The sequence below is a fragment of the Xanthomonas campestris pv. phormiicola genome (assembly GCA_025666215.1).
Lineage (GTDB): Bacteria > Pseudomonadota > Gammaproteobacteria > Xanthomonadales > Xanthomonadaceae > Xanthomonas_A > Xanthomonas_A campestris_A.
This window is the reverse complement of sequence record CP102593.1, coordinates 2046706-2064882: the sequence shown is the minus strand read 5'-3', so window position 1 is coordinate 2064882 and position 18177 is coordinate 2046706. Positions and strand designations below refer to the sequence as shown.

The 18177-nt window shown below is 70.4% G+C and carries 12 protein-coding genes and 3 tRNA genes; 7 read left to right on the top strand and 8 right to left on the bottom strand.

Features of this window, described 5'->3' with window-relative positions; translation table 11 throughout:
* Positions 1-67 precede the first annotated feature (67 nt).
* Positions 68-484 carry a hypothetical protein gene (locus tag NRY95_08575; GenBank protein ID UYC17991.1) on the top strand — a complete coding sequence of 139 codons (417 nt, stop codon included), beginning with the start codon at positions 68-70 and terminating at the stop codon, positions 482-484.
* A gap of 59 nt (positions 485-543) precedes the next feature.
* On the opposite strand, the gene NRY95_08570 is transcribed toward NRY95_08575, so the two are convergent.
* The 3 genes from NRY95_08570 to NRY95_08560 all read right to left on the bottom strand — a co-directional run bounded on the left by NRY95_08570 (position 544) and on the right by NRY95_08560 (position 5972).
* Positions 544-3438: a diguanylate cyclase gene (locus NRY95_08570; protein UYC17990.1), complete on the bottom strand. Its 2895-nt coding sequence runs from the start codon at positions 3436-3438 to the stop codon at positions 544-546.
* A gap of 423 nt (positions 3439-3861) precedes the next feature.
* Entirely contained in the window at positions 3862-5250 is a 1389-nt protein-coding gene (locus tag NRY95_08565; protein ID UYC17989.1) for an ATP-binding protein, read from the bottom strand.
* Positions 5247-5972, bottom strand: coding sequence for a response regulator transcription factor (locus NRY95_08560; GenBank protein UYC17988.1), 726 nt, complete (start codon positions 5970-5972; stop codon positions 5247-5249). The genes NRY95_08565 and NRY95_08560 overlap by 4 nt, the downstream gene beginning before the upstream one ends.
* A gap of 203 nt (positions 5973-6175) precedes the next feature.
* On the opposite strand from NRY95_08560, the gene NRY95_08555 reads away from it, so the two are divergent.
* The 3 genes from NRY95_08555 to NRY95_08545 are packed head-to-tail and all read left to right on the top strand — an operon-like array spanning position 6176 to position 10864.
* A complete protein-coding gene (locus NRY95_08555) occupies positions 6176-7420 on the top strand; it encodes an efflux RND transporter periplasmic adaptor subunit (GenBank protein UYC17987.1) in 1245 nt (414 codons plus the stop codon).
* A gap of 10 nt (positions 7421-7430) precedes the next feature.
* Complete coding sequence (locus NRY95_08550; protein ID UYC17986.1) at positions 7431-9389, top strand: MacB family efflux pump subunit; 1959 nt, start codon at positions 7431-7433, stop codon at positions 9387-9389.
* A 2-nt stretch (positions 9390-9391) separates the two neighbouring features.
* The gene (locus NRY95_08545; GenBank protein UYC17985.1) at positions 9392-10864 is read left to right on the top strand and encodes an efflux transporter outer membrane subunit; all 1473 of its coding nucleotides are present in this window, start codon (positions 9392-9394) and stop codon (positions 10862-10864) included.
* A 424-nt stretch (positions 10865-11288) separates the two neighbouring features.
* Here the strand turns inward: NRY95_08545 and rlmB are convergent, their stop codons facing one another.
* The 4 genes from rlmB to NRY95_08525 all read right to left on the bottom strand — a co-directional run bounded on the left by rlmB (position 11289) and on the right by NRY95_08525 (position 15639).
* On the bottom strand, positions 11289-12035 hold the full coding sequence (gene rlmB / locus NRY95_08540) for a 23S rRNA (guanosine(2251)-2'-O)-methyltransferase RlmB (protein UYC17984.1): 747 nt from the start codon (positions 12033-12035) through the stop codon (positions 11289-11291).
* 333 nt (positions 12036-12368) lie between these two features.
* Entirely contained in the window at positions 12369-12839 is a 471-nt protein-coding gene (locus NRY95_08535) for a GFA family protein (protein ID UYC17983.1), read from the bottom strand.
* A gap of 111 nt (positions 12840-12950) precedes the next feature.
* Entirely contained in the window at positions 12951-15416 is a 2466-nt protein-coding gene (gene rnr, locus NRY95_08530; GenBank protein UYC17982.1) for a ribonuclease R, read from the bottom strand.
* 136 nt (positions 15417-15552) lie between these two features.
* A tRNA-Leu gene (locus NRY95_08525) sits at positions 15553-15639 on the bottom strand.
* Positions 15640-16009: 370 nt separating this feature from the next.
* On the opposite strand from NRY95_08525, the gene NRY95_08520 reads away from it, so the two are divergent.
* The 3 genes from NRY95_08520 to NRY95_08510 all read left to right on the top strand — a co-directional run bounded on the left by NRY95_08520 (position 16010) and on the right by NRY95_08510 (position 16944).
* Positions 16010-16444 (top strand): VirK family protein, encoded by a 435-nt coding sequence (locus tag NRY95_08520; protein ID UYC17981.1) that lies wholly within the window; start codon positions 16010-16012, stop codon positions 16442-16444.
* Positions 16445-16514: 70 nt separating this feature from the next.
* A tRNA-Leu gene (locus NRY95_08515) sits at positions 16515-16601 on the top strand.
* 258 nt (positions 16602-16859) lie between these two features.
* Positions 16860-16944: transfer RNA gene (locus NRY95_08510), tRNA-Leu, on the top strand.
* A 283-nt stretch (positions 16945-17227) separates the two neighbouring features.
* On the opposite strand, the gene NRY95_08505 is transcribed toward NRY95_08510, so the two are convergent.
* Entirely contained in the window at positions 17228-18112 is an 885-nt protein-coding gene (locus tag NRY95_08505) for a YggN family protein (protein UYC17980.1), read from the bottom strand.
* Positions 18113-18177: the final 65 nt, after the last annotated feature.

Below are 18177 nucleotides of genomic sequence, written 5' to 3'. Positions count from 1 at the left end.
TTCCGTGCGGGAACACACTTGCTCGTGGTTGTCGGCATCGCAGCATCGCTTTTCTCAACGCTTGGGGGTGCTTCTCTGGCTCGAGAAAGGGAACCATGGCTTCCTGCTTGGCGTCCTCGCTTCCAGCGCCGGGCTATTGTTCGTCTTGAGCACGATTCGGCTCGAAATCAGCCGAAACCTGCTGAAACGCCGAAGCCTTTTTGGCGTTGACATCATTCAATTCAAAGACGTGGTCAGCGCCTACATTTCAGTGGAATATTCCTCCAAGGCACCGCAAGGATCAGCGAGCTTCTGGATACAACCGCGCAATGCCGCGCCGCTCAAAATCAACTTGCGCCTGTACCCGGTTCAAGCAGCAGCGATGCTTTTTTTCATACTGGAAGCGCAGGGAATCGATATCGACGTCCCTGACACCTGGTCCGCCAGGCGCATGCAACAGCAAATTCGCGCAGCCCAGGCCAAGGCCAAGGCCAGGATGGCCTGACGGCTCCTGAGGCGCACGCGGATCGCCAGGGAGAGCGCAGCGGCACACCGCCCCCATCCTCACCCCACGCACACCCGGTCCCGCCCGCCGCTCTTCGCCCGATACAACGCCACGTCCGCGCGCTGCAGCAGCTGGCTCGGCGTCTCCTCCCCGCTCAGCGCGACCAGCCCGGCGCTGAAGGTCACCCGCAGCGCCGGGGCATCGGCCCACTGCAGGCGCGCGTGGAACAGGTCGCGCAGGCGCGCGGCCATGCGCTCGGCGTCGGCCAGCGGGGTGTCGCCGAGCAGCACCGCGAATTCCTCGCCGCCCAGCCGCGCCGGCAGGTCGGAGGTGCGGCAGGCCTCGGCGAGCAGGTGCCCGACCTCGCGCAGTACCGCGTCGCCGGTGGCGTGCGAGTAGCCGTCGTTGATCTGCTTGAAGCGGTCGATGTCGATCACCAGCAGGCACAACGGCGTGCCGCTGCGCTGCGCGCGGCGCACGTCGCGCAGCAGCACTTCGTCGAAATGGCGGCGGTTCGGCAGCCCGGTCAGCGCGTCCTCGTTGGCCTGGCGCTCGAACGCGTCGGCCTGGTCCTGCAGTTCGGCCAGCAACTGGTTCTTGTCGGCGTCGGCGCGCAGCAGCCGCTCGGTCTGCAGTTGCAGCGCGCCGGTGCGCTGCTTGACCAGCCGCTCCAGGCGCAGATTGCGCCGCTGGTAGCGGGCGATCAGGTAGCGGTACACCGCCACCAGCCCGAGCAGCAGCGCCAGCACGGCAGCGGCCTGCACGCTGCGGCGCTGCCACCACAGCGGGGCGACGCTGAACCGCCACACCGCCTCGCGCGCGCTCCAGGCGCCGTCCGGATGCGCCGCGGCCACACGCAAGGTGTAGTCGCCCGGCGGCAGGCCGATGAACTCGACGCTGCGCTGCTGGCCGCGTTCCACCCAATTCTTGTCCAGGCCGTCGAGCCGGGTGCGGTAGCGGATGCGCTCGGGCAACAGATAGCTGAGCCCGACGTAGGACACCGCGATGCGCCTGGCGCCGGGCAGCCGCGACTGGCGCCGCCACGCGAACGGCCGCCCATCCAGCAACACGTTCTCGATCGCCGCCGGCGGCGGCAGGCGTTCGCGGAACCGCTGCAAGCGCCGCGGATCGACCGTGCTGATGCCGCCGGCGGTGACCAGCCACACGCTGCCGTCGCCACGCACGAGTTCCGATGGGCCGGAGCTGCCGTTGCCCTGGGCATTGGCCATGCCGTCGATCTCGTTGTAGCGGGTCACCTGCAGCTTGCCGACGCGGCCATCGGCCACCGCGTCGAGCGCGTCGGCGCTGGTCCGCAGCACGCCGCGGTTGCTGCTGATCCAGACGTTGCCGAGGCGGTCGCGGACCAGCTGGAACACGGTGTCCACCGGCATGCCCTGCTCCAGGCCGACACGCGCCAGTTGGCCGTCGCGGTAGCGGTGCAAGCCACGGTCGGTGGAGATCCACATGTCGCGGCCCAGCGCCTGGAAGCCGAACACGCTGCGCGCGCCGCCCAGCGGTTCCAGCGGCAGCCGCTGCACGCGGCCGTCACGCAGCACCGAGGCGCCTTCGACCGAGCCGATCCACAGCGCGCCGTCGATGCTGGCCAGCGCGGTGATCAGGCCCTGCGGCAGGCCCGGCACGTCGGCGACGCGCGCCTGTTCGCCATCGATGCGCACCAGCCCGCGCTGGGTGCCGATCCATACCGTGCCGGCGCCGTCCACGCTGATCGCGCGCACGTGGCCGCTGGGCAGGCCATCGGCCTTGTCGTAATGGCGGCGCACGCGGCCGTCGCGCAGCCGGTACACGCCGTCGGCATAGGTGCCGACCCACAGGTCGCCATCCGCGCCGCGCGCCAGGCTCAGCACCGACGGCGCGCTGCCGTCGGCGTTGCGCAGCCCGGACGGCGCGATCGTGCCGTCCGCCGCCATCCGGTCCAGGCCGGCGGCGCTGCCGATCCACAGCGCGCCGCCGGGCGCTTCCAGCAGCGCGCGCACATAGTCGCCGCTGAGGCCGTCGCGGCGCGTGTAGCTGGTGAACAGGGTTTCGCGCAGCCGGAACAGGCCGCCGTTGGCGCCGATCCAGACGCTGCCCTCGGCGTCCTCGAGCAGGCTCACGATGCGCCCGTCGGGCAGTATGTCGCCCGGCGCCATGTGCTCGATGCCGTGCCGGCCGATGCGCAGCAGGCCCTGGTTCTCGGTGCCCAGCCACAGCGCGCCGTCGCGGTCGCGCAGCATCGCGGTGAAGTGGCCGTAGCCCGGCAGGCGGTGCACCAGCTCGGCGCGCTCGCCCTGCAGCCGGTACACGTTCTCGCCGGCGACCAGCCACAGCGTGCCGTCCGCATCGCGGTACGGCCAGGCCAGGCCGGGCGGCAGCCCGAAGGCGTCCGGCGCACGCCGCAGCACGCCCTGCGCATCGCGGTACAGCAGACCGTCGAGGCTGCCGATCCAGACCCGGCCGCGGTCGTCGACCGCGATCCGCGGGAAGCTGTTGGCCAGCGGCAGGCCGGGCGGTGCCGGCTGGTAGTCGAAGCGGCCGTCCGGCCACAGGCAGCCCAGGCCGTTGCCTTCGAACAGCAGCCACAACCGTCCCTGGCGGTCCTCGGTCATGGCGTGGATCAGCGCGCGCGGCCAGCCCGGCGGCTGCCGCCAGAAGCGCCAGTCGCCGGCGCGGTCGTAGCGGCCCAGGTTGCCGCGCGAGTCGCTGAGCCACAGCGCGCCGTCGTGGCCTACGTATAGCGCGCCGACGCCGTTGTCGGGCAGGCCGGGATGGGTGCTGCGGTCGATCACCGCGAAGTCCAGTCCGTTGTAGCGCACCAGCCCTTCCCAGGTGGCGAACCACAGACGCCCGTCCGCGGTCTGCGCCAGGCCGCGCAGCGAGTTGTGCGGCAAGCCGTTGCGCGAGGTCCAGGCATCCACCGCGTAGTCGCGCAGCGGCGGCGGCCCGGTATCGGCCATGTCGTCCGCCGCCGCGGTACCTGCTCCGAACAACAGAACAAGCAGCGCCAGCAGGACCGATCGCCACGCATGCGCGGCGCGGCGGACGGCCGTCGCATGCTCCGACGCCGCCGCCCTCACCGGGTCGATCCGGCCTGGAAAGCGCTAGCGCGTGCTATCGATCCCCGCGCAGGTCGCAGGATGCTTGCGCGTACACGAGGCAAGCCAGGGCGTGGATGTCGGTGGGCGCAAGCGCGGCCCTGCGGGTCGGTCCTGCTCGGCAATGGACGAGATGCCCCGGGGCGCGGCGGCCGGCCAGAATCGGCGAGACGGGGCAGATGCTGGCTCATTACCGGAACGCAACACGGGAAGAGCGCACATGGTAGGCAAAAATCCGCCGCCGCGGGTGGACACGCGGCGGCAGGCGCAGGACGCGTGCCGCGCTCAGCTCCGGCGCAGCGGCGCCGCCCACTGCACGCAGGCTTCCAGCCCGCCCCCGGCCAGGTTGCGCAGGCGCAGCGTGGCGCCGTCCTTCTCGGCCAGCGCACGGGCGATGGTCAGGCCCAGGCCGGCGCCGCCGGTCTCGCGCGAGCGCGACGTCTCCAGGCGCACGAACGGGGCGAACACCGTCTCCAGCTCGTCCTCGGCGATGCCCGGGCCGCAGTCGCGCACGTACACGCCGAGCGCGCCGTCGGCATGGCGTTCGGCCGCCACCCGCACCGACCCGCCGTACTTCAGCGCGTTGTCGACGAGATTGGAGAACAGCCGGTGCATCGCCAGCGGGCGCAGCGGCAGCACCGCGCCGCAACCGCGCTCGAACACCGCGTCGGCGCCGGCTTCGGCGGCATCCTCGACCACGCTCTGCAGCAGCGAATCCAGGTCCAGCGCGGCGCGCTGCTCGGCGGTTTCGGCGCTGCGCGCCAGTTCCAGGCCTTCGCGGATCAGCGCCTGCATCGCCGCCAGGTCGCCGATCAGGCGCTCGCGCAGGGCGTCGTCCTGCACGTTCTCCAGGCGCAGCCGCAGCCGCGTGGACGGGGTCTGCAGGTCGTGGGTGATCGCCGCCAGCATCTGCGTGCGTTCGCCCAGGTGCCGCTGCAGGCGCTGCTGCATCGCATTGAAGGCCTGCGCGGCGCGGCGCACTTCCAGCGGCCCGCGCACCTGCAGCGGCGGGCGCTGCAGGTCCTGGCCGAGGTCGGCGGCGGCATCGGCCAGCCGCTGCAGCGGCGTGCTGGCGATGCGCGCGACCACATAGGCCAGCAGCGCGATGGCCAGCGCCAGCAGCGACAGGAACAGCGGGTCCACCGCCAGCGCGGTCTGCCGCGCGATCGGCTGGGTCTGCAGGCCCAGCCGCAGCGGCGTGCCGTCGTCCAGGCGCAAGGCGATCAGCCGGCAGGTCGGCGGTTCCAGCGAGGCGTCCTGGCGGTCGAAGTCGCGGCGCTGCGGCGGCGGCAGGAAATCCGGACGCTGTGGCATGCAGGCGGGCATGTCCAGGCGCGACACCTGCGCCGGCGCGAGTGCGCCGCCGCGCGCGCCGAGCACCGCGGCGAACACCGGGTCCGGCGTCTGCGCGCGCGCCGTGGCCGGCAGGATGCGGATGCCTGGCCCGCCCAGCGACAGCAGCCGCGCGCGCAATTCCGGGCCGGCGCTCTGCAACAGCTCGACGAAGCTCTGCAGGCGGTCGGCGGCGCGCTCCATGTTCTGCCGGTCGAATTCCTGGCGGCGCTTGGCATTGGCCAGCAGCGTGGCGAAGCTGGCCGCGCAGGCCATGCCCAGCAGCAGGATCAGGAACAGGCGCCCGGCCATCGAGGCGAAGAACCGGCGCAGCCGCTTCATTCCAGCGCCACCGCCGCGGCCAGCACATAGCCTTCGTTGCGCACTGTCTTGATCAGGCCGTCGCCGCCGCTGTCGCCCAGCTTCTGCCGCAGCCGGCTGATCTGCAGGTCGATCGCGCGGTCCTGCGCCTCGTACTGGCGGCCGCTGCTCAGCGCCACCAGCTGTTCGCGCGACAGCACCTTGTTGGCATGGCCGACGAACACCCGCAGCAGGCGGAATTCGGCACCGGACAGCACCACCACCCTGCTGCCCGGATCGACCAGGTGGCGTTGTTCCAGATCGAACAGCCAGCCGCCGAAGCGCGCGCGGCGGATCGCCAGCGGCTCCAGGTTGGCCGGCAGCGCCTCGGTCCGGCGCAGCACGTTGCGGATCCGCGCCAGCAGTTCGCGCGGTTCGAACGGTTTGGCCAGGTAGTCGTCGGCGCCCATCTCCAGGCCGAGCACGCGGTCGATCGGCTCGCTGCGCGCGGTCAGCATGATCACCGGCGTGCTCGACCTGGCGCGCAGGTCGCGGCACAGGGTCAGTCCGTCCTCGCGCGGCAGGTTCAGGTCGAGCACGATCAGGTCCACGTGTTCGCGCTCCAGCACCTGGCGCATCTGCGCGCCGTCGCTGGCGGTGCTGACCTGATAGCCGGCGCGGCCCAGCTGTTCGGCCAGGAGGGTGCGGATGTCGACGTCGTCGTCGACCACCAGCAGGCGATGCATCGTCGGTTCTTCCTTCATGCGGCGATGATCCATCCTAGCCGATCGGCGCGCGCGCCCGGTCCGTGTCGCCGCGTATCGCCAGCCTGGCCGGAAACACTGCGATACCGGCCACGCTGAACCCGATACACGCCGACACAGAGCGTGCGTTGAGGCCGGGCGGGCGCGGCCGCCATGCTGCTGTCGACGCCGCAGCACGCGGCCAGGCCACAGGTCCCGCCTCCGTGAAATCCGCGCTTCCCAAGACACGACGCAACCGCATCGTGCTGCTGATCCTTGCGCTGCTGCTCGCCGCGAGCGCGGCCTGGTGGCTGCGGCCGCCGCCGGCACCGACCCTGGCCACCTCGCCGGTGGTCCGCGGCGACATCGAGCAGACCGTCGAGGCCACCGGCACGATCAAGCCCTCGCAGCTGGTCAGCGTCGGCGCGCAGGCATCCGGCCGCATCGAGTCGCTGAAGGTCAAGCTCGGCGACAACGTCAAGGCCGGCGACCTGATCGCCGAGATCGATTCGCGCACCCAGCTCAACACGCTCAGGAGCGCGCAGGCGGCGCTGCAGAACGCGCGCGCCACGCGCCAGGTGCAGGTCGCCAACCTGCGCCAGTACGAACTGGCGTTCAAGCGCCAGCAGCAGATGCTGGCCGCCGAGGCCACCTCCCAGGCCGACTACGACAGCGCGCGCGCCACGCTGGAAGGCACCCGCGCGCAGATCGCCGCGCTCGACGCCACCATCGCCGAGCAGCAGACCACGGTGGACAGCGCGCAGACCACCCTGGGCTACACCAAGATCACCGCGCCGATCGACGGCACCGTGGTCGCGGTGGTGTCCAAGCAGGGGCAGACCGTCAACGCCAACCAGAGCACGCCGACCATCGTCATGCTCGGCAACCTCAACACCATGACCGTGTACGCGGAGATCTCCGAAGCCGACGTGGTCAAGACCAAGGAAGGCCAGCCGGTGTATTTCAGCATCCTCGGCAATCCGGACAAGCGCTACACCAGCACCCTGCGCGACATCGCCCCGGCGCCCGAATCGGTGACCAGCGAGGACAGCACGTCCACGACCACGTCCTCTTCGTCCACCTCCACCTCCAGTTCGGCGATCTACTACTACGGCCTGTTCGACGTGGACAATGCCAGCCGCGAACTGCGCACCTACATGACCGCGCAGGTCAGCATCGTGCTCGGCAAGGCCAGCAAGGTGCTGAGCATTCCCTCGGCGGCACTGGGCGACAAGCGCGGCGACGGCCGCTACACGGTGCAGGTGGTCGGCGCCGACGGACGCCCGCAGCCGCGCATCGTGAGCATCGGCCTCAACAACAACGCGCTGGCCGAAGTGAAGAGCGGCCTGCGCGAGGGCGAGCAGGTGGTGGTCGGCGAGGCTACCGCCGCGACCAAGCAGGCGGCCAGCGAGAAGAACAGCCAGCGCCGCGGCGGCCCCGGCGGCGGCCCGCCGCCGATGGGCATGTGAGGCCCCGACCATGAGCGAAGCACTGCTGCAACTGCGCGACCTGCGCCGCGAATTCCCGGCCGGCGACGAGACCCTGGTCGTGCTGCGCGACGTCAACCTGGACATCGCCGCCGGCGAGATGTTGGCCATCGTCGGCCAGTCCGGCTCCGGCAAGTCCACCCTGATGAACATCCTCGGCTGCCTGGACCGGCCCAGCGCCGGCAGCTACCGCGTGGCCGGCCGCGCCACCGGCGCGATGCAGCCGGACGAGCTGGCGCAGCTGCGCCGCGAGCACTTCGGCTTCATCTTCCAGCGCTACCACCTGCTCGGCGACCTCGACGCCAGCGGCAACATCGAAGTGCCCGCGGTGTATGCCGGCATGCCTGCGGCGGCGCGCAGCGCGCGCTCGGCCGAGCTGCTGCGCCGGCTCGGGCTCAGCGACCGCGCCGGGCATACCCCGGGCAAGCTCTCCGGCGGCCAGCAGCAGCGCGTCTCGATCGCGCGCGCGCTGATGAACGGCGGCCAGGTGATCCTGGCCGACGAACCCACCGGCGCACTGGACACGCGTTCGGGCGAGGAAGTGATGGCGATCCTCGGCGAGCTGCATGCCGAAGGCCACACCATCATCATCGTCACCCACGACATGTCGGTGGCGCAGCACGCGCAGCGCATCATCGAGATCCGCGACGGCGCGATCATCGCCGACCGCGCCAACCCGGCGATCGACCCGCGCCGCGCCGCGCGCCGCCTGGAACCGGCCGCCACCGGCGGCAGCCGCTTCCAGGCGCTGCGCGACCGGTTCACCGAAGCGTTCCGGATGGCGCTGCTGGCGATGAACGCGCATCGCCTGCGCACCTTCCTGACCATGCTCGGGATCATCATCGGCATCGCCTCGGTGGTGTCGGTGGTGGCGCTGGGCAACGGCTCGCAGCAGCAGATCCTGTCCAACATCTCCGCACTCGGCACCAACACCATCGAGGTCTATCCGGGCAGCGGCTTCGGCGACATGCGCTCGGGCCGGGTGCAGACGCTCAAGGCGCGCGACGCCACCGCGCTGGCGCAGCAGAGTTACGTGGACAGCGCCACGCCCAATGTCTCCACCTCGGTCACCGCGCGCTACGGCAACCAGTCGGCCACCGCCCAGGTCAGCGGCGTCGGCGAGCAGTATTTCCGGGTCAAGGGCTTGAAGCTGGCCGAAGGCGCGTTCTTCGGCGCCGAGGCGGTGTCGCGCATCGAGCAGGTGGCGGTGATCGACCAGAACACCCGCACGCAGTTCTTCGGCAGCTCTCCGCGCAGCCCGATCGGCCAGGTGATCCTGCTCGGCAACGTGCCGGTACGCGTGGTCGGCGTGGCGCAGAAGCAGACCACCGGCTTCGGCAGCAGTTCCACGCTGAGCATCTGGGTGCCCTACACCACCGCGATGTCGCGCATGCTCGGCCAGAGCTACGTGTCCAGCATCACCGTGCGCGTGTCCGACGCCACACCGATGGATGCGGCCGAACAGGCGCTGACGCGGCTGCTGAAACTGCGCCACGGCAGCGAGGATTTCTTCCTCAGCAACAGCGCCGAGATCCGCGAGACCATCGAGAAGACCACGCAGACGCTGACCCTGATGATCGGCGCGATCGCCGCCATCGCGCTGGTGGTCGGCGGCATCGGGGTGATGAACATCATGCTGGTGTCGGTGACCGAACGCACCCGCGAAATCGGCGTGCGCATGGCGGTCGGCGCGCGGCAGAGCGACATCATGCAGCAGTTCCTGATCGAGGCGGTGCTGGTGTGCCTGCTCGGCGGCCTGCTCGGGGTCGGCCTGGCGCTGGCGCTGGGCCGGGTGTTCGCCGTGGCCGGCGGCAGCTTCAGCATGATCTTCTCGACCGGCTCGATCGTCGCCGCCTTCGCCTGCTCCAGCCTGATCGGCGTGGTGTTCGGCTTCCTGCCCGCGCGCAACGCCGCGCAACTCGATCCCGTGGAGGCCTTGGCCCGCGAATGAACATGCTCTCTTCGTTACGCCCGGCGCTGTTGCCGCTGGCCCTGCTCGCCACGTTGTCCGGCTGCGTCAGCACCGGCCAGTACCGCGCCGCGCCGATCGCCGTGCCGCAGCAGTACGCCGCCGGTGCCGATACTGCCGGCGACGCGCGCCAGCCGCTGGCGCGCCAGGCCACCTACCCCGCCCACGACATCGCCGCCGACGCCTGGTGGCAAGGCTTCGGCGATCCGCGCCTGGACCGCCTGGTGGCGCATGCGTTGGCGGTCAACGCCGACCTGGCCACGGCCGGATTGCGCCTGCGCCAGGCGCGGCTGCAGGCCGGCCTGAGCGAGACCGAGCGGTGGCCCAGCGCCAGCGGCAGCGTCAGTGCCTCCGGCAGCCGCGCCACCGACCATCACGACGACGTCGCCCGCAGCAATGCCGCCAGCGTGTCGCTGAGCTGGGAGATCGACCTGTGGGGCAAGCTGCGCGCGCAGCGCGATGCCGACCGCTGGGAAGCCGAGGCTACCGACGAGGACCGCGAGAACACCGCGCTGGCCCTGGTCGGCGAGGTCTGCGACCAATACTGGCAACTCGGCTATCTCAACCAGAGCATCGCCGCCGGCGAGGAGAATCTCGCGCGCCTGGCCAAGACCCTGCAACTGGTGCAGGTACAGTTCCAGGCTGGCGAGGTGTCGCGGCTGGAAGTGCGCGAGGCCGAGCAGAACCTGGAAAGCCAGCGCACCGAGCAGAGCAAGCTGCTGCAACAGCGCGTGGAAGCCCGCAACAAGCTGACCGTGCTGCTGGACGGCCAGGCGTGGCCGCAAGCCGAGGAACCGCAGAATCTGGACGCATTCGCGCGCCCGGTACTGGCGCCGGGCCTGCCGGCGGAACTGTTGGCGCGCCGCCCGGACCTGCGCGCGGCCGAGCTGCGGCTGCGCAGCGCGCTGGCCGACATCAAGGTCACCGCGACCAGCTACTACCCGGCGCTGAGCCTGACCGGCTCGCTCGACGGCAGCAGCGCCACGCTGACGAACGTACTGAAGAATCCGCTGGCCACGCTCGGCGCCGGGCTGACCCTGCCGTTCCTCAACCTGCGCCAGGCCCAGCTCAACACCCGCATCACCGGCACCAGCTACGAGATCGCCGCCAGCACCTTCCGCACCACGCTGTACACCGCCCTGGGCGACGTCGACAACGCCTTGTCGGCGCGCACCCAGCTGGAGACGCAGGTGGCCTCGGCGCAGAAGTCCTTCGCTGCCGCACGCGACGTGGAGCGCATGTACGAAGTGCGCTACCGCAGCGGCGCCGCCGACCTGCGCACCTGGCTGGACGCGCAGCAGACCCGGCGCAGCGCGGAACTGACCCTGGCCCAGGCCAGGCTCGACCAGCTCAACAACGACGTCACCCTGTACCAGGCGCTGGGCGGCAGCGGGGCGACGGCATCCGCTACCGGCGCAACGTCGGCGGTGGCGGTGACAGCGATCGACCAGCGCTGAAGCGGAACATCGCCGCGACCGGCGCCAGGCGGCTGCGGAGCCATGGGCCAGACCGAAGAACGGCGCGCACGGGCCGGTCGGGGCTGAAGCCCCCAACAGTGGACCCAGCCGGCTCGCCGCACTCCGGCTTCAAGTGGCCTCGGGTCGTCAACGACGACGAACGCAGCCCGGAACCTTCCGCCACCGTGCAGTCGGGGCCGAAGCCCTTCCCACAGTGCACCCGGCCGGCTCGCCCGATACATGCGAGCGCGGCCCGTGCAGGAGCGGCTTCAGCCGCGACAAACGAAGTGGTGGACCTTCCACCTTCGGAGGCGGTCAGGGTTCGAAGCGCTTCCACAACGCACTCATCCAAGCATCCGGAGCCCACCGGGGGAGCGACTTCAGTCGCGACGAACGCAGCGGCGGGCATGACGGCTTCGGCCCCTCACCCCATGCGCTGCCGAACCGCCTCGAACAGGGTCACGCCGGTCGCCACCGACACGTTGAGGCTCTCGATGTCGCCCGGCATCGGGATCTTGACCAGGCCGTCGCAGTGCTCGCGGGTCAGCCGGCGCAGGCCGTCGGATTCGCCGCCCAGCACCAGCGCCACGTTGCCGCGCAGGTCCTGCGCGTACAGCGAGGTCTCGGCCTCGCCGACCAGGCCGTAGATCCACACGCCCTGCTTCTGCAGGTCGCGCAGGCAGCGTGCCAGGTTGGTCACCGCCACGATCGGAATGCGGTCGGCGGCGCCGGCCGAGGTCTTGCGCACGGTGGCGTTGACCGGCGCCGACTTGTCCTTCGGAATCACCACCGCAGTGGCACCGGCCGCCGCCGCGCTGCGCAGGCAGGCGCCGAGGTTGTGCGGATCCTGCACCCCGTCGAGCACCAGCAGCAGCGCGCGGCCTTCGGCGGCGGCGACCAGGCCTTCCAGTTCGTTCTCGCCCCAGGTGCGCGCCGCCGCATAGCGCGCGGCCACGCCCTGGTGGCGCACCGAGCCGCCGACGCCGTCCAGCGCCTGGGTATTCACCCGCCGCACCTCGATGCCCTTGCGCCGCGCGTTCTCCTCGATCTCCACCAGCCGCGGGTTCTTGCTGCCCGCCTCGATCAGCACTTCGCGCACGTTGTCGGCATCGTTCTCGATCGACGAGGCCACGGCGTTGACGCCGACGATCCACTGGTTCTGCTTGCTCATGAGGCGGGGACTGCGAGGAAGGAAAGCGGGAATGGTAGGCGTTGCCGGCGCTCGCGTCACATTGCCCGCACCGCATGACCGCGCCGGCCGGGCATCCGCTTCATGCACAGCAGGGCGACAGGACCCGACGCAGCCGCCGCCGCGCAGCAGTGCCGGACAGGCGGCGCGCATGGCAATCCCGCGCGCCCGGCAAGAACGACGGACGCCTGCAGCGGCCGCGGCGACACGCCCGAACGCCCATGCGGCGCTCGCTGCGCGGTGCGCACAGGCCTGCGGAGACGGCCTCGGCGAGCGGGTCCTGGCCCCGCGTTCGGCGCGGCCCGGCGGCCCCGCTCAGGCCGGCCAGCGCCCGGTGTCGTGATCCGGATGCTGGTGCGACACCAACTGCGCCAGGAACGGCGCGTTCTCCAGATCGTCCTCGGTAGTGCGCACAGGCAAGCGGTGCAAGCCGTCCACGAACGGCAGCTTGGCTTCCAGCCCGTACTGGATCCGCGGCGGCAACGCCGCCGGCTGGTCGAACGCACCGGCGGCCACGGCGATGCCGTCCGGCGCTTCGTAGGTCAGCGGCGTGCCGCAGTCGGCGCAAAAACCGCGCCGCACCAGGTTGGAGGACTGGAAATGCTTCGGCGCCCCACGCGTCCACACCAGCTCCGCGCCGCGTGTGGACACCAGCGGCGCGTAGTAGGCGCCGAACGCCTTCTGGCACATCCGGCAATGGCAGATCGAAGCGTCGTCGAGCCGGCCGCGCACCCGGAAGCGCACCGCGCCGCACTGGCAACCGCCGCTGTAGTCGTCGTGCTGCATGTCTGCTCTCCGCTGCGAACCGCATCGCGCAGGCAGCGCCCCATGCGCTGCGCGCAAGGGGCGAACGATCGCGGCGGCCGGCCACAAGCGGCCCGCCGCGACGCTGCGCCGTCAGTACTTCTTTTTCTTGCGCTTGGCCGGCTGCTGCTGGCCGCGTTCCGGCGGCGGCATGTCGGTCATCGGCTCGCCTTCCACCACCAGGCGGAAATCGATCTTGCGCTCTTCCATGCTGGCCTTGAGCACCAGGATGCGGACCCGGTCGCCGAGCCGGAACTGCATGCCGCGGCGCTCGCCGGACAGGGTCTTGCGCACCGCGTCGAACTGGTAATAGTCCTGCGGCAACTGGGTCACGTGGATCAGGCCGTTGACCTTGGACTGGTCCAGCTCCACGAACAGGCCGAAGCTGGTGACGCCGCTGACCACGCCGTCGAACTGGCCGCCGACGTGCTTTTCCATCCACGCCGCGCGGTAGCGCTCGTCGACCTCGCGCTCGGCCTCGTCGGCACGGCGCTCGCGCTCGGAGCACTGCAGCGCCAGCGCCGCCATCTCGCGCGGCGAATACAGGTACTTGTCCGGCGCGCCGCGGGTCAGCGCGTACTTGATCGCGCGGTGCACCAGCAGGTCCGGATAACGGCGGATCGGCGAGGTGAAGTGCGCGTACGCCTCCAGCGCCAGGCCGAAGTGGCCGGCGTTGTCCGGCGAGTACACCGCCATGCTCTGGCTGCGCAGCAGCACCGACTCCAGCAAGGCCGCGTCGGGGCGCTCGCGCACCTTCTTCAGCAGCTTGGTGTAGTCGCCCGGCACCACCTTGTTCCATGGCGGCAGGCTCAGCTTGAATTCCTTGAGGAACTCGAGCAGGTCGGCGTACTTGGACTCCGGCGGCCGCTCGTGCACGCGGTACGGCGCCGGGATGCGCGCCTCCAGCAGGTGCCGCGCCGCGGCCACGTTGGCGGCGATCATGCATTCCTCGATCAGCTTGTGCGCATCGTTGCGCACCAGCATCCCGGCCTGGGTCACCTCGCCGGTGTTGTCGAGCACGAAGCGCACTTCCGAGGTCTCGAACTCGATCGCGCCGCGGCGCGCACGCGCCTTGGCCAGCACGTGGAACAGCTGGTACAGGCGCTCGATCTGCGGCAGCACCGCGGCCACGTCCTTGCGCACCTGCTCGTCCTTTTCGCCCACCGCCTGCCACACCTGATCGTAGGTGAGCCGCGCGTGCGAATTCATCACCGCCTCGTAGAAGCGCGCGCCGGCCACCTCGCCCTGGCGGTCGATCTGCATGTCGCACACGAAGCACATGCGGTCGACCTTGGGATTGAGCGAGCAGATGCCGTTGGACAGCGTCTCCGGCAGCATCGGCACCACGAAGCCGGGGAAATACACCGAGGTCGCGCGGCGGATCGCCTCCACGTCCAGCGGCGTGCCCGGGCGCACGTAGTGCGACACGTCGGCGATGGCGACCACCAGGCGGAAGCCTTCGGCGTTCGGCTCGCAGAACACCGCGTCGTCGAAATCCTTGGCGTCGGCGCCGTCGATGGTCACCAGCGGGGTCTGCCGCAGGTCCACGCGGCCCTTGATCGCCGCCGGCTCCACCGTCAGCGGCACCGCGGCGGCTTCGTCGAGCACCGCCTGCGGGAATTCGTACGGCAGCTCGCGGCCGTGGATCGCGGTTTCCACCACCAGCGAGGGGGTCAGCTTGTCGCCGAGCACCGCGATGATCTTGCCGATCGGCGGGCGCCGCCCGTCCGGGGTGGAGGTGAGCTCGCACACCACCAGCTGGCCGTCGCGCGCCTCGCCCATCGCATCGGTCGGGATCTGGATGTTGCGCTGGATGCGCTTGTCGTCCGGCACCACGTAGGCGATGCCGCCCTCCATGCTGAAGCGGCCGATCAACCGGCTCAGGCCGCGCTCGAGCACGCGCGCGATGCTGCCTTCGCGGCGGCCGCGGCGGTCGATGCCGGTGACGTTGGCCAGCGCGCGGTCGCCATGCAGCACCTTGCGCATCTCGTAGGGCGGCAGGAACAGGTCGTCGCCGCCCTCGTCCGGACGCAGGAAGCCGAAGCCGTCGGGATTGGCGATCACCACGCCGGGGATCAGGTTGGTCTGCTGCACCGGCGCGTAGCCGCCGCGGCGGTTCTGCACCAGCTGCGCCTCGCGCAGCATCGCGCCCAGGCGCTTGCTCAACGCCTCCATGCGCGAAGGCTCGGTCAGGCCGAGTTGGCCGGCCAATTCTTCCAGGGTCTGCGGGCCATCGCAGCGGTCCAGCAGTTGCAGGATCGCCTCGCGGCTGGCGATCGGCTCGGCGTAGCGCTCGGCCTCGCGGGCGGCGAACGGATCGGCCACCGCGGCCGGCGGCTTCTTTCGCGAGGAGGGTGCGGACACGGGCTCGGGCGGATGCAGCGGCTGCAACGGCGGCTTGGGACTGCGCCGCAGGAAACTGGGGAGGCTGGGCATCCACGACGGCATCTTGGATTTCTTCGGCGGCGGCGCCGCCGCCGGGGTGCCGGCCTTGCTGGCGGGCGTGTCGTGGGATGCGGGCTTGCCGGGCTTGCCGGACTTGGTTTTTCGATTGGTCATCCTCCCATGGTACTCGCTGGGCCGTCAACGCAGGCAAACCGGCGGGCGCGATGGTGGCCGGCCACTTCCAGAAACGACGAGGCCCGCGTCAGCGGGCCGGTCGTTGCGGGAGTTCAGCGCTCCCGCGTGTTGCATGTGGTGCCCAGAAGAGGACTCGAACCTCCACGAAGTTGCCCCCGCTAGCACCTGAAGCTAGTGCGTCTACCAATTCCGCCATCTGGGCGATGGAGGCCGCGAATTCTGCGGACAGCGCGCGCCCTTGTCAATGCCGGCGCGCGATGCGGCGTCCGGATGGCCCGACTGCAACGCGAGGCGACGCGCCTGCGCGACCGTCATGCACGGCATCGCGGCGCCGGATCGCGAGCGGGCCCAATCCTGGCGGCATCACCCGCGCAGGCACGGCGCATTCGGCAAAAAACCGCATCTTTCATGCGGATTCGGACACGACGCGAAAGCTGCGCGAGGGCGAGCGGACCTGCTTCGAACAAGCGCTGTGACACAGCCGGGAGAACGCGATTTTGTCGGTTGACCGCGCAGCGCAAAGGACTAACGTGCGTGCGGCGAACCCCCTCCCCCACGCTCCGGAGCTCCGCATGAAGTCCCTGCCCCTCTCGCTGATCGCCGCCTCGCTGCTCGCCTTCGCCCACCCTGCCGGCGCCGCCGCGCCCCTCAACTCGCTCGCCGAGATCGAACGCGCGCTGGACACCGGCGCCTCGGTCGCGGTCGCGGTCGACCTGAGCCAATGCACGCCCAGTGCCGGCGGCGCCACCACGACCCAGACCCGCGGCGGCCTGCGCATCGGCGCATATCGGGTGATCGCCGACGGCACCCTGTCCTTCGCCGACGAGCACCTCACCGTGGGCCGCGACGGCAAGCCGATCCAGCAGTTCCTGCGTTACCAGGTGCATCCGGACAGCAGCATCGACTTCAGCATGGCGGTGTTCGCCCTGCCCGGCTACCAGCAGACCGGCACCACGCTCGGCTACCGCTGCGCGATCAACCAGGGCCTGCGCTTCACCGCCAGCTGAGGCGTCGGTGGGCGATGCGCGCGCCGCTTGACAGCGGCGCGCGCAACCGACAATATCGTCGGCCTGTATCGCCCAGGTGGCGGAATTGGTAGACGCACTAGCTTCAGGTGCTAGCGGGGGCAACTTCGTGGAGGTTCGAGTCCTCTCCTGGGCACCAGATACAGCAGGAAGTAAAAGAAAAACCCGCTTCGGCGGGATTTTTTTTGCCCGGTGTTTGCGGGACGGGGCTTGCTCCCGATGGTCTTACGGGCAATGCCGCGCCCACAGACCTCCTGCAATTCTCCAATTCTCGCTGCTGCGGCCCCTCGACGACCAGCGCTGCGACCAGCGATCGACGCTGCCTGGGTGCCGCAAGCCACTGCCTCGGCGCGCTTGACAGCATCCGGCGGCGCCAGCAGAATTTCGCGCCTGAATTGCCCAGGTGGCGGAATTGGTAGACGCACTAGTTTCAGGTACTAGCGGGTAAAACCGTGGAGGTTCGAGTCCTCTCCTGGGCACCACATCCGGCTCTACGGACTTCCCGAGGAAGTCCGCAGGGCTACTGGAAAACCCGCGAAAGCGGGTTGTTTCGTTTCTGGCGGCAGCCACGGCGCAGGCAGGCAGCGAAGGCCGCCGCCGGGCGCGGCCAGTCGCGAGCGCAGCGAAACATCGAAGACGACGCGGCACTCGCCTCGCCCCATCCCGCGCACGACGCCATGCCCGGCCCGTCAGGCTGGCCGATGCGGCGCGCCTGTCCCGGCTGGCGCGATGACGCGCCGGCCGAACACGCGCGCCCTTCGGCTTCTAGCGCAATGGAACCGAAGGCAGGCCGATCGCGTCGCTGCGCGGCTTGTCGCCACCACCGGGCCCGCGCCCGGCATCGGCGGCGACATCGATGCCAGCACCGGACCCATCGTCCTGCGCCGGCGCGAGCATTCGCAGCGGCTGGTCCTGGTAGCGGAACTCCAGTGCGTCCTGCAATCGGCGGAGTTTCGCCACGGTGCTGCACACCCCCTCGGCCTTGGCTTCGATCGCCTCGCCTTGCGCATCGAGCCTGGCATCCAATGCACCGTCCATCCTGGCGGCGCGTGCGTCTATTGCATCCGCGCGGCCGGTGGCGATCTGCCACAGCATGTGCCGCGCGATGCTGCCCTTGAACGCCTCGGCTTCGACTTCGACGTACTTGCCGAAGTTGCCGCCGAACGCATCCTGCTCCCAGCGCCCCTTGCCGAGCGTGCCATCGACGTAAGCGTTCGCGCGCTTGCGCAGCCGCTCGATCTTGCGCGCGTTGAGCCAACTGCCGGTCAGCACCTCGACGACCCCGCCGAGCGCGTCGTAGCTGAGATCGACCGCAGCATGCGCGATCTCGGCAACCTGCGGCATCAGCACGCGAATGTCCCTCTCCATTTCCTGCAGCCGTTGCGCATCGCCGGCGCTGATCTGCTGCAACGTGTGGTCGACGCTCAGTGCGCCGCCGTGGAAGAAGATCTCGCGTGGCGACCCGCCGGTGCGGTACAGCCAGATACCGCCGCTGTCGGCAAGCACGTTGAACGGCGTGCCCAGACCGCACTGTCGCGAGGACAGCTGCGGACGATGGCCGTGCTTGCCGACTTCGCCGGCAGCTTCGGCCTGCGCAGGCGCACCGAAAGCAGACAGCAGCAACAGGAGAAACGGCCAGGACCTGCGCATCGATGAAGTCGCCTCGGGGAATCGATGCAGGCTCGCCGCAAGCGCTGCGCGCGGTCATGTGGCGA

Excerpts from the sequence above, each read along its gene's own strand:
- NRY95_08570 (UYC17990.1), bottom strand. The coding sequence starts at position 3,438 with ATGGCCGATACCGGGCCGCCGCCGCTGCGCGACTACGCGGTGGATGCC.
- NRY95_08565 (UYC17989.1), bottom strand. The coding sequence starts at position 5,250 with ATGAAGCGGCTGCGCCGGTTCTTCGCCTCGATGGCCGGGCGCCTGTTC.
- NRY95_08560 (UYC17988.1), bottom strand. The coding sequence starts at position 5,972 with ATGAAGGAAGAACCGACGATGCATCGCCTGCTGGTGGTCGACGACGAC.
- NRY95_08550 (UYC17986.1), top strand. The coding sequence starts at position 7,431 with ATGAGCGAAGCACTGCTGCAACTGCGCGACCTGCGCCGCGAATTCCCG.
- NRY95_08545 (UYC17985.1), top strand. The coding sequence starts at position 9,392 with ATGCTCTCTTCGTTACGCCCGGCGCTGTTGCCGCTGGCCCTGCTCGCC.
- rlmB (UYC17984.1), bottom strand. The coding sequence starts at position 12,035 with ATGAGCAAGCAGAACCAGTGGATCGTCGGCGTCAACGCCGTGGCCTCG.
- NRY95_08535 (UYC17983.1), bottom strand. The coding sequence starts at position 12,839 with ATGCAGCACGACGACTACAGCGGCGGTTGCCAGTGCGGCGCGGTGCGC.
- rnr (UYC17982.1), bottom strand. The coding sequence starts at position 15,416 with ATGACCAATCGAAAAACCAAGTCCGGCAAGCCCGGCAAGCCCGCATCC.
- NRY95_08520 (UYC17981.1), top strand. The coding sequence starts at position 16,010 with ATGAAGTCCCTGCCCCTCTCGCTGATCGCCGCCTCGCTGCTCGCCTTC.
- NRY95_08505 (UYC17980.1), bottom strand. The coding sequence starts at position 18,112 with ATGCGCAGGTCCTGGCCGTTTCTCCTGTTGCTGCTGTCTGCTTTCGGT.